Below are 10,121 nucleotides of genomic sequence, written 5' to 3' on the forward strand. Positions count from 1 at the left end.
GGGCGCTCAGCCCTCGATCGGCAGGCCCAGCACCTTGCGGGAGAGCAGCGTGCCACCGACGACCGCCGCCGGCATCAGCAGCACGGCGCCGAGCGGGATCAGGAAGCAGGCGAAGACCGCGACGCCGAAGCCCAGCGCCGTCGCCCGGTCGCCGCGCAGAGCCGCCCGGCGGTGTCGCAACCGCCGGCCGCGACGCTGGAACGGGACCCCGGTCAGCTCCACCGCCAGCAGCCAGCCGGCGATCGCCCCGCCGACCACCGGCACGACCGTCTGGCCGACCACCGGGATGAAACCGGCCGCGAACAACGGGATGCCGAAGAGCACCGACAGGCCGATCAGGCGCAGCGAGTCGACCAGGCTCCGGGCCAGTGAACGGCCCAGCGACACCTCGACCTCGTCCGGCACACCCCCGAAGCGGGCCTCCACCATCCCGGAGATCTTCTCGTAGAACGGGTCGCCGATCAGCAGCGTGACCGCGGTGAAGGTGAGCACGCCGATCAGCCCGCTGAGCCCGATCAGAGCCGCGCCCGCGACGATCCGGATCACGTCCCGCCAGGCGGTCGACCAGTCGTCGGCGAACCAGGTGACCCCGGCCGACAGGTCGTCGATGAAGACGATGAGGGTGATCAGCAGGGCCGCGTACAGCACGCCGGAGAGCACCGCGGGCAGGAGGCCGAGGCCCAGCATCCGCGGATTGCGCAGGACCAGGCCGAGGCCCCGGGCCAGCAGGCCGGCCCCGGTGGCGAACCGGCGTACGGCGCCGCCGGTCGCCGCGGCGCCCCGGCCGGCCGCGGACCGCAGGTGAGTGTCATCCACGTTGCGGGAGCTTAGGACCTGCGGACCAGCCCTGCTCCGCCGAGGCCGAAGTCCGGTGCGGTGCTGCCGGACGGCACCGTCGCCGACGGGCTCGGCGGCGTGCTGACGATCTGGGTGGGCGTGGGCACCGGCGGCAGCAGTGTCAGGGTCGGGTCCGGTGAGCCGGACGTGACGATGACGGCCGGCGTGGACGCGCTCGGTGCCGTACTGGCGGCGGGCGCGCCGGGCAGGCCGGGCAGCGAGGACTCCACCGCCACCGGCTCGGGCGGCCGGGGCGACCAGTCGAGCACCGGCGAGGTCGTCGCGGTGGTGGGCTTCGGTGGCGCGGCGCCGATCCCGCCGGCCCCGCCGGGTGCACTCACCGGCGGTGGGGCGGGGGGCGGCGTACCGAGGGTCCAGCCGACGGTGACGGCGAACGGGAGGCCGAGGGCCACGACGCTGAAAAAGATGGATCTGGGGGAGTACCGCACGTCCTCAACACCGGATCAGCAGCCCGAAAAAGTTACGGCGTAGCCGGATTCGCCCCGAAGTACCGCTCCGGGAACAGCTTGATCGACGCCGATCCGGCCCGGTACTGTCCATCGGCTCGCATCGAATGCGAGCACTTTTCCACGGGGAGATTCATGAATACCGGACGACCTCGCGGTCTCGCCGCGATGCTCACCCTCGCGCTCGGGGCCGGCACGGTGGCCGGCGCGGGTCTGCTCGGCTCGCCCGCCTGGGCCGCCGGCGGCCTGACCGGCACCTACACCCTGGACAGCACCAGCATCTGGACCGGTCAGCAGGTCACGCTGACCGAGGGCGAGCTGGTCGACGAGACCCCGGACTCGGTCGCGGAGCGCACAGTCGACTGGGGCGACGGGTCGCCGGTGCAGACCCTGGCCGCCGAGGCCAAGAAGGTGACCCACAAGTACGCGGCGGTCGGCAGCTACCCGGTCAAGGTGCAGCTGAAGGACACCGACGGCGAGGGCGCCGCGACGATCACCAACGCCACCACGACGGTGCAGGTGACGACCGTGGTCGCCGGCTACAAGTTCAACGTGGCGTCGAACTGGACCTGGGAGGGCGGCGGCGCCACGGCCAAGCTGCTGCTCTCGGGCATCCCGGCCGCCGCGACCCGGGTGTGGGTGGACTGGGGCGACGGCAAGACCAGCCTGCTCGGCCCCACCACCGGCTCGACGACGCACTACTACCCCGTCGGCACACACGCCGCGAAGATCACCCTGGAGAACGCCCAGGGCAGGACGACGCCGGTGACCACCCGGGCGTACACGGTGAAGGTCGACTACACCGCCCCGAGCAGCACGCTCACGGTGCCGCGCAAGCCGGCCCGGGCCTCGTACTGGAAGACGATCCAGGGCACGGCCAAGGACGGCCAGATCGGCATGGACTCGGTCGGCGTGCAGCTGTGGAAGTGGACCGCCACCAAGGACTACTACTTCAACTTCTCCACCCGTAAGTGGGTCCGCTACACGCCGGGCAAGACGAAGATCCCCAACGCGGCCGTCTCCTGGCGCGGCGTGGACTCCAAGGGCGTCTGGAAGGTGCCGGTGCCCGGCCTCTCGAAGGGCTACTCCTTCGAGGTCGACTACGTGGCGGTGGACCGGGCCGGCAACGACAACGGCTGGAAGTACCGGGTGCAGAAGCTCACGAGCTGAGCTCCGCGTTCAGGAAGGTCGAGATGCGCTCGCGCAGCTCCTTGCGATGGGTCCACAGCAGCGTGGGCCTGTCGTAGACCTGCAACTCCGCGCCCGGCAGCAGGCCGGCCAGGCGTTCCGCGACCGACACCGGGTGCACGTCGTCGCCGACACAGCCGATCACCAGGGCCGGGCCCCGGAACGCGGCCAGCACCGACTCGTCGGGCACCGCGGGGGCGCGCCACAGCGTGTCCAGCTCCGGGGCGAGCCCGTCGGTCAGCAGCTGCTCGACGCGGTGCCGCAGATAGCTCCAGCCCGTCGGCGTGTTACGCACCGCCGGCGGCAGCTCGGGCTCGACCGCCTCGGCGACCAGTGCGGCCTCGCCGGTCTCCACCGCGGTGAGCAGCCGGGCCAGTCGCCCCTCGGCCACCGGCGGCCGTACGCCGTCCAGCGGCGCGGGCAGATAGAGCACGATCCGCTCGAAGCGCTCGGGAGACTGCGCGAGCAACCGGCACAGCGCGCCCGCGCCCATGCTGATGCCCAGCGCCCGGGTCGCCCCGGCCCGATCGGCGACGGCCCGCAGGTCGTCGGCGAGATCGGCGAAGCTCCAAGGGCCGGGCGGCGCGTCGGAGCGGCCGTGCCCGCGGAAGTGGAAGAACACCCGGCGGCCGAGGACGCCGCTGCCCAGCGGGCGGGTCCCGGCGATGTCGCCGGCCAGCCCGTGCGCGAAGACGGTGACCGGCTCGCCGACGCCGGTGACGAGCTGTTCGAGCCGGCCGCCGTGCGGGGTCTCGATCAGCTGGGTCGGCGGCATCGGCAGGGTGGGCCGGCCACTGCGGGGCGCGCTGGGCCCGGGGCCGGAGCTCCGCGGGCCGCCGTCCGGAGGCGGCGGCCAGCGGAGGCGCTTCACCAGAAGCCCTTGCCGTCCGACAGGTCACGCAGGCCGGGCCGGACGTCGAGCAGGTAGATAAGGGCGGCCGCGACCCCGATGAGGCCGAACAGGCCGGTGGCGCCGCCGCCGACGCCGAGCAGCGTCAGGATGATGCAGACCGCAAGGATGGCCAGCCAGGCGCCCTTGGGCAGGGTGCCGATGGCCTGGAACCCGTCGCCGCGCTGGGTCACGCAGTGGATCAGTGCGACTGCCTGCACCACCAACGACAGGATCAGGACGGCGAACGAGATGAGGCTCGCGACGTCGTCGTAGAAGATGGGTGTCGCGCTGTAGGCCATGACCGCCAGTCTATGCCGCGGGCCCCGGCTGACGCCGAGGCCCGCTGATCAATCAGTCGCAGGTCGTTACTTACTTGTCGTCGGCGGGGCGGGTGACGCGCTTGCGCGGCTTCGGGGCCGGGGTGGCGGCAGCCTCGACGGCCTTCGGCTCCTCGGTGGTCTCGATGTCGGCGTTGACCACGTCGGCGGCCTCGACCACACCGGTGCCGACCACGCGCTCGCCGTGGGCGACCAGCGAGGTGTAGACGGCGAGGGCCCGCTCCTGCGCGGCCTGGGCGAACGCGACGGCGCCCGCGGTGGCGGTCTCGCGCAGCTTGTCGAAGTCGGTGCTGCTCGCGGTGCTCTTCAGCGTGGTGGCGGTGCTGCTCGCCGTGTCGTTCGCGGTGCGCAGCGAGGCGACCGCGCGGTCACCGAGCTCGGTGACGACGGCCGGCAGCTTGCGCAGCTGCTGGTAGGCCAGGTCACCGGCGCCGGCGGCGGCGTAGAGCGGAGCGGGGAAACGGGTCTTGGTCTGCTCGGTCATGACTTCTCCTCGGGCTTCGTGGTCTTGGGTGCGGGGGCGGCGCCGCCTTCGACGACTGCCACGTCCTGGACGACAGCCCGCAGGGCCTCGTCCTCGTCCGGCACGTCCGCGGCGGGCAGGCCGCTGGGCGTGCTTTCATCGGGCGTGCTTCCGCTGGGCGTGCTCTCGCCGGGCGGGGTCGCCGCCGGCGTCTGCCGGGCGGTCTCGTTGCGGAACGTCTCGTAGATCTGCGACAGGGACTGCTTCTGCGCGATCGTCAGCTCGGGATCGGCCGCGATGGCGGCCAGCACCCCCTGCTGACCCTCGCCGTCGAGCAGGCCGGCCCGCAGGTACATCGCGGGCGTCGACACCCGCAGCGCGCTGGCCAGCTGCTGCAGCACCTCGGCGCTGGGCTTGCGCAGGCCGCGCTCGATCTGGCTGAGATAGGGATTGCTCACGCCCGCCCGGTCGGCGAGCTGCCGGAGCGAGATCTTTGCGGTCTGCCGCAGGTCACGGATGAATTCACCGATGTCCTGGGGCAGGTCCTTGGGGGCGGCCATGCATTCGACGGTAGCCGGAGGTGCTAGCTGTTGCAAGCAGAACGCTAACAAAAGCTAGCGTGAACCCGGTCACCAGGCCGTGCGGACCTCGCCGACCTGAACCCCGCCGCCGAGCACCGGCACCGTCTCCAACTCGTCCAGCACGGGCGCGGAGACGCCGAGCCGGCGCAGCGCGGACACCAGCACCGGCATCCGGGCCCGCATGGCGCCGTCCGCGACCTTGATCGCCACCGCGCCGAGACCCTCGACAGCCACCGCCACCACGCCCTCGGCCCCGCCCTTGGCCAGCAGCCCGGGCACGCCGTGCATCAGCCGGGTGTCGTCCTGGCCGGTGCCTGCCACCAGCTCCGGATCGGCCCGCATGGTGTCGGCCACCAGCCGCTCGAAGGAGGTCGGCGGCGCGTCCACCAGCCGTTGGAAGCCCCGCGCCAGCGCGGTCAGCGACACGGCGAACACCGGCGCGCCGCAGCCGTCGATGCCGGTGGCGGCGATCGGCTCCCCGGCCAGATCGCTCACCGCCGCGGCCAGCGCCACCTGCAGCGGGTGCTTGGCGTCCCGGTAGTCCGCGAGCGACCAGCCGTTGACCACGCAGGTCGCGAGCATCCCGGCGTGCTTGCCGGAGCAGTTCATCAGGACCGGGGTGGCCCCGCCGCCGTCCCGCAGCACGATGTCGCGCTCGTCCTCCGACAGCGGCAGCGACGGCGGGCAGCGCAACGCGGACTCGTCCAGGCCGGCGGTGGCCAGGATCCGGCGGACCCGCGCCACGTGGAACGGCTCGCCGAAGTGGCTGCCGCTGATCAGCGCGAGATCGGCCGGGTCGGCGGTGCGCAGGCCGGCCCGCAGCATGCCGACGGTCTGCAGCGGCTTGTTGGACGAACGCGGCAAGAACGGGCCGGTGACGTCACCGGCCGCCGCGATCGTCGCGCCGCCGGCGTCCAGCACGACCACCGAACCGTGGTGCACGGACTCGACAAAACCGGAGCGCACGACTTCGGCGAGGATCATCGGGCCGCCATCCCGAGCAGCTCACGGGCCTCGGCCGTGGTCAGCGGCGGGCGCTGGGCCAGCTGGGCGAAGCCGACCGCCCGGGCCACCAGCTGCATGTTCGACTCGACGGGACGGCCCTTCGCGTACGTGACGGTGTCCTCCATGCCGACCCGCAGGTGCCCGCCCGTCGACAGGGACGCCAGCATCACGGGGATCGTGCTGCGGCCGATGCCGGTGGCCGAGAACGTGGTGCCCGCGGGCAGGTCCCGGGTCGCCTGGTGGCACGCGACCAGCGCGGCGGCGGTGCCGGGCATGCCGCCGGGCACGCCCATCACCAGGTCGACGTGGACGTGGCCGCCGTACGGCAGGCCGTGCTGCGCGAGCAGGCGCTGCAGGGTGGTGAGCTGGCCCAGGTCGAAGATCTCGTACTCGGGCACGATGCCTTTGTCCTGCATCCGGGTGTGCAGGTCGACGATGAACTCCCAGCGGTTCAGGAACACGCCGTCGCCGAAGTTGACCGTGCCCATCGTGCAGGAGGCCATCTCCGGGCCCGCGTCCAGCACGGCCAGCCGGTCGGCCTCGGGATCGGTCACCGCCCCGCCCGAGGAGAGCTGCACGATGAGGTCCGTCGACTGCCGCAGCGCGGCCACGGTCTCGCGCAGCCGGCCCTGGTCCAGGGTCGGCTCGGCCGCGTCGTCGCGGATGTGGACATGCACGATCGCGGCGCCGAGCGCCTCGCACTCCTTGGCGGTGGCCACGAGCTCGTCGATCGTCACCGGCAGCGCGGGTACGGCTGCCTTACTGCTCTCCGCGCCGGTGGGCGCGACAGTGATGAGGGTCCCGGTCATGCCGCGATCCTGCCATGCCGCCCCTGCTCAGGAGATGTCGATGGCCGCGGCCGACTCCCCCACCAGCAGGGCCGCGTCGTCGGCGACGTTGCGCTTGAGGACGGCCAGCGCGATCATGCCCAGCTCGTGGTGGCGCACGGCGGTGCCGACGAAGCCCACGGCCCGGCCGTCCAGTGTCACCGGCGTGCCCTGCGCGGGCGGCTGGTCGGTGGCGATCCCGTCGAGGTGCAGCAGCACCAGCCGGCGCGGGGGCTTGCCCAGGTGATGTACCCGGGCGATCGTCTCCTGGCCCCGGTAGCAGCCCTTGTCGAGGTGCACGGCCGGGGCCACGAAGCTCGCCTCGGACGGGATGGTCCGGTGGTCGGTCTCCCAGCCCAGCCGTGGCACCCGGTGCGCCACCCGGACCGCCTCGTACGCCCACAGCCCCGCCTTCGGCACGTCGGCCAGCAGCGCCAGCACCTCCTCCAGCGAGGAGCGCGGCACCAGCAGGTCGACGCCCAGCGGCACCCGGCGCGCCAGGGCACCGGAGCCGAACGGCCGCACGTCGTAGAGCGTGGTCGGTGCGGCCGGCACCGCCCCGGCGGCGAACTTGGGGCCGGGCACCTCGAAGATCCGCGGCTCGCCGAGCTCCACGCCCAGGTGCTCGCGCGCGGCCGCCACGGCCTGTGGACCGACCAGGGACAGCACCGCGATCTCGGCGCTCGCGTCGCGCGGCTCGACCTTGGTGAAGAAGCGCATCATCTCGAGGTACTTGAGCAGGCCGGCGCCGGCCCCGGGCTCGGTGTCGAGCCACGCGGTGGTGCCGTCCTCGGCGACCAGGGCGTGCTGCTCGACGTGCCCGTGCGGGGAGAGCACGAGCAGCTCGGTGCCCTGCCCGGCGCGCAGGTCGCTGAGGTGCTGGGTGGTGAGGGTGTGCAGCCAGCTCGCGCGTTCCTCGCCCGGCACGGCGAGCACGTCGCGGTGGGAGCGGTCGACGAGGCCGACGGCGGTGTCGAGGGTGCGCTGCTCGCGCATCGGGTCGCCGTAGTGGGCCGGGACGCCGGCGTCGGCCGACGTGGGCTCCAGCTCCTCGATCAGGACGGTGGTCATGGCTGCTCCTTGCAGTCGCCGCAGACGCCGAACAGGGACACGTGCCCCACGTCGACCCGGAAGTTGCGGTCCCGCTGCAGCTGCTCGGTCACCGGCAGCATCACGCCCGGGTCGACCTCGTCGATCGACCCGCAGTCACGGCAGACGAGATGGACGTGCTGGTCCTCGCCGGCGCGGTGGTACGTCGGCGAGCCGTGCGACAGGTGGGTGTGGCTCACCAGCCGGAGGTCCTCGAGCAGCTCGAGGGTGCGGTAGACGGTGGTGATGTTGACGCCGGCGGCCCGCTCCCGCACGGTGTGGTGGATCTGCTCGGGGGTCGCGTGGCCCAGCTCGTGCACCGCCTCCAGGATCAGCTGGCGCTGCGGAGTCAGTCGCAGGCCGCGCTCCCGGAGCATCTCGGCGAGGGAAGAGGAGGACACGCTACGAGCATAGTTCGCACGGCATACCCTCTTCTCTGGTGAGCGACAGCTTGATGGTGATCCCCGGCTCAGGCGAGCTGAGTCCGGTGGACCGGGGCGTGCTGTACGGCGAGGGTGTCTTCGAGACGCTGCACCTGCGCCCGGACGGCCCGTGGCTGCTCGACGCCCACCTGGACCGCCTGGCCCGGTCGGCGGCGCTGCTCGAAGTGCCCCTGCCACCGCGCGCGGACCTCGCCGCCCTGGCCGCCCGAGCGGCGCAGGCCTGGACCGGCGGTGAAGGCGCCCTGCGGCTGATCGTCACCCCGGCGACGTTCTATGCCACGGTCGGCGCGGTGCCGGCCACCGCCCGCCGCCAGCGCCGGGAGGGCATCAGGCTGATCACCGCGGACCTGGGCGTGACGTCCCGCCCACCCTGGTCGCTGGCCGCGGCCAAGACCATCTCGTACGCGGAGAACCTCGCCGCCACCCGCTGGGCCAGAAGCCAGGGCGCCGACGACGTCCTCTGGCTCCGCGCCGACGGCCACGCCCTGGAAGCCCCGACGGCCAGCCTGGTCTGGCTCACCGGCGACACCCTGTGCACGGTCCCCGCCGCCGGGACCGGCATCCTCCCCGGCACCACGGCGGCCCACCTGCTCAGCAGAGCGCCGGACCTGGGTCTGCGCGCGGAAGAACGCATGATCACCGCAGCCGAGCTGGGCGCCACCGACGCGATCTGGCTGGCCAGCTCCCTGCGCGGCCTCGCGGAGGCCCGCACGCTCGGCGGCGCCGAGCGCGCGGCGTCACCGTGGACGCCGCGCCTGCTCACCCTGCTCGGCTTCGACGGCTCCTGACCGAGCACGGACCTCGCGTTCGGCGGGAGCGACGGTCAGCACCATGCAACCAGGCACGACATCCTGAATCTGATCTTGATCCTGGTGGAACTCAGCCACCCACCCGCAGCAACCTCGCCGACAGGTGTGGCACCAACGTCTCCCCCATGCCGGACATCTCGTGGGCGTAGAGCAGTGCCCCGTCGACGATGCCGAACAGCCGGTGCCCGGCCGTGACCTCCAGGGCGGACGGCGTCCGGACGACCGCGTCGGTCACCATCTCCAGCCGCGTGCCGCTGACCCGCCCGATGTAGAGCTCCATGACGCCGTCCGGCGTCATCATGGTGGCTTCCATCTCGTCGCCCGGCCGGTCGTTCACCAGCACGGGCCGCCACCAGCCGGTCTCCCGGTCGGCCATCCGCACCGGCTTGGAGTCCGCGTCCAGGATCCAGATCCGCGACTCGTAGGCCAGGAACGGCCGCCCGTCGTGGCTGATCCGGACCTCCTGCGCGAAGTCGAAGTCCTCCGGCGCCGGGAAGCCTCCCTGCCCGCGGCCGCGCCACAACCCGATGAACGGCAGCAGCCCCAGCAGCGCCGGGTGCAGATCCGGCCCCTTCCGCAGGTCGTGCGTCTCCTCGTACGGGTACGCCTCGACCGGCGGCGCGTTCAGCCAGGGCGGCGGGCCCAGCGGGTTTTCCGTCTCACTGCTCACCAGCGTCCCCTTGCAATGCGCATCGCCAGATAGCCCAAACCGCCTGCCAGCCCGCCGAACCCGGCGACCAGCAGACTCACGAACCCGATCTCGGTAACCATGACCGGCCCATCCTATGCTGACCCGCATGGCCCGCTTGCTCGTCGTCAAGGCAACCGCCGGCGCGGACGCCCCGGAGCGCTGCTCGCAGGCGTTCACCGTGGCTTCGACCGCCGCCGCGTCCGGGGTGGACGTCTCGTTCTGGCTGACCGGTGAGTCCACCTGGTTCGCCCTGCCGGGCCGGGCCGCGCAGTTCGAGCTGCCGCACGCCGCGCCGCTGCCGGACCTGCTCGACCTGCTGATCGGCAGCGGCCGGGTCACCGCCTGCACGCAGTGCGCCGCCCGCCGGGAGATCGGCCCGCCGGATGTCCTGCCGGGCATCCGGATCGCCGGCGCCGCGGTGTTCGTCGAGGAGATCATGTCCTCCGGCGCGCAGGCGATCGTCTACTGACCGGGATGCAACCGGCCCCGCC

General features: G+C 72.8%; 15 protein-coding genes. 3 read left to right on the top strand and 12 right to left on the bottom strand.

What is annotated here, in order from left to right; translation table 11 throughout:
- Window positions 1-6: 6 nt before the first annotated feature.
- Window positions 7-816, bottom strand: a complete 810-nt coding sequence (locus tag ACZ6S4_RS24030) for an EI24 domain-containing protein (protein ID WP_465477050.1) — start codon at window positions 814-816, stop codon at window positions 7-9.
- Between the two features lie 11 nt (window positions 817-827).
- Window positions 828-1,250 carry a hypothetical protein gene (locus ACZ6S4_RS24035; RefSeq protein ID WP_465477051.1) on the bottom strand — a complete coding sequence of 141 codons (423 nt, stop codon included), beginning with the start codon at window positions 1,248-1,250 and terminating at the stop codon, window positions 828-830.
- 189 nt (window positions 1,251-1,439) lie between these two features.
- Here ACZ6S4_RS24035 and ACZ6S4_RS24040 point away from each other — a divergent pair, with 189 nt between their 5' ends.
- Window positions 1,440-2,474: a PKD domain-containing protein gene (locus tag ACZ6S4_RS24040; protein ID WP_465477052.1), complete on the top strand. Its 1,035-nt coding sequence runs from the start codon at window positions 1,440-1,442 to the stop codon at window positions 2,472-2,474.
- Here ACZ6S4_RS24040 and ACZ6S4_RS24045 read toward each other — a convergent pair.
- From ACZ6S4_RS24045 to ACZ6S4_RS24080, 8 genes are all read right to left on the bottom strand, one after another.
- Window positions 2,464-3,363, bottom strand: a complete 900-nt coding sequence (locus ACZ6S4_RS24045; protein WP_465477053.1) for an alpha/beta fold hydrolase — start codon at window positions 3,361-3,363, stop codon at window positions 2,464-2,466. The genes ACZ6S4_RS24040 and ACZ6S4_RS24045 overlap by 11 nt on opposite strands.
- Complete coding sequence (locus tag ACZ6S4_RS24050; protein WP_360545822.1) at window positions 3,360-3,683, bottom strand: DUF2516 family protein; 324 nt, start codon at window positions 3,681-3,683, stop codon at window positions 3,360-3,362. Before ACZ6S4_RS24050 ends, ACZ6S4_RS24045 begins: the two co-directional genes overlap by 4 nt.
- A gap of 70 nt (window positions 3,684-3,753) precedes the next feature.
- Complete coding sequence (locus ACZ6S4_RS24055; protein ID WP_465477054.1) at window positions 3,754-4,206, bottom strand: hypothetical protein; 453 nt, start codon at window positions 4,204-4,206, stop codon at window positions 3,754-3,756.
- On the bottom strand, window positions 4,203-4,745 hold the full coding sequence (locus ACZ6S4_RS24060; RefSeq protein ID WP_465477055.1) for a helix-turn-helix domain-containing protein: 543 nt from the start codon (window positions 4,743-4,745) through the stop codon (window positions 4,203-4,205). Before ACZ6S4_RS24060 ends, ACZ6S4_RS24055 begins: the two co-directional genes overlap by 4 nt.
- A gap of 69 nt (window positions 4,746-4,814) precedes the next feature.
- A complete protein-coding gene (locus tag ACZ6S4_RS24065) occupies window positions 4,815-5,750 on the bottom strand; it encodes an asparaginase (RefSeq protein WP_465477056.1) in 936 nt (311 codons plus the stop codon).
- Window positions 5,747-6,580, bottom strand: coding sequence for a beta-keto acid cleavage family enzyme (locus ACZ6S4_RS24070; RefSeq protein ID WP_465477057.1), 834 nt, complete (start codon window positions 6,578-6,580; stop codon window positions 5,747-5,749). The genes ACZ6S4_RS24065 and ACZ6S4_RS24070 overlap by 4 nt, the downstream gene beginning before the upstream one ends.
- Window positions 6,581-6,607: 27 nt before the next feature.
- Window positions 6,608-7,669 (bottom strand): CAF17-like 4Fe-4S cluster assembly/insertion protein YgfZ, encoded by a 1,062-nt coding sequence (gene ygfZ, locus ACZ6S4_RS24075; protein WP_465477058.1) that lies wholly within the window; start codon window positions 7,667-7,669, stop codon window positions 6,608-6,610.
- Complete coding sequence (locus ACZ6S4_RS24080) at window positions 7,666-8,064, bottom strand: Fur family transcriptional regulator (RefSeq protein WP_360547078.1); 399 nt, start codon at window positions 8,062-8,064, stop codon at window positions 7,666-7,668. Before ACZ6S4_RS24080 ends, ygfZ begins: the two co-directional genes overlap by 4 nt.
- Before the next feature lie 62 nt (window positions 8,065-8,126).
- Here ACZ6S4_RS24080 and ACZ6S4_RS24085 point away from each other — a divergent pair, with 62 nt between their 5' ends.
- Window positions 8,127-8,918, top strand: a complete 792-nt coding sequence (locus ACZ6S4_RS24085) for an aminotransferase class IV (RefSeq protein ID WP_465477059.1) — start codon at window positions 8,127-8,129, stop codon at window positions 8,916-8,918.
- A 91-nt stretch (window positions 8,919-9,009) separates the two neighbouring features.
- Here the strand turns inward: ACZ6S4_RS24085 and ACZ6S4_RS24090 are convergent, their stop codons facing one another.
- Together ACZ6S4_RS24090 and mtfM are read right to left on the bottom strand one after the other, a co-directional pair.
- Entirely contained in the window at window positions 9,010-9,609 is a 600-nt protein-coding gene (locus ACZ6S4_RS24090; protein WP_465477060.1) for a heme-binding beta-barrel domain-containing protein, read from the bottom strand.
- A complete protein-coding gene (mtfM, locus tag ACZ6S4_RS24095) occupies window positions 9,606-9,710 on the bottom strand; it encodes a small membrane protein MtfM (protein WP_281420991.1) in 105 nt (34 codons plus the stop codon). The genes ACZ6S4_RS24090 and mtfM overlap by 4 nt, the downstream gene beginning before the upstream one ends.
- A gap of 14 nt (window positions 9,711-9,724) precedes the next feature.
- On the opposite strand from mtfM, the gene ACZ6S4_RS24100 reads away from it, so the two are divergent.
- The gene (locus ACZ6S4_RS24100; RefSeq protein ID WP_465477061.1) at window positions 9,725-10,099 is read left to right on the top strand and encodes a DsrE family protein; all 375 of its coding nucleotides are present in this window, start codon (window positions 9,725-9,727) and stop codon (window positions 10,097-10,099) included.
- The last annotated feature ends 22 nt before the right edge of the window (window positions 10,100-10,121 follow it).

The sequence above is a fragment of the Actinoplanes sp. NPDC051405 genome (assembly GCF_055586185.1).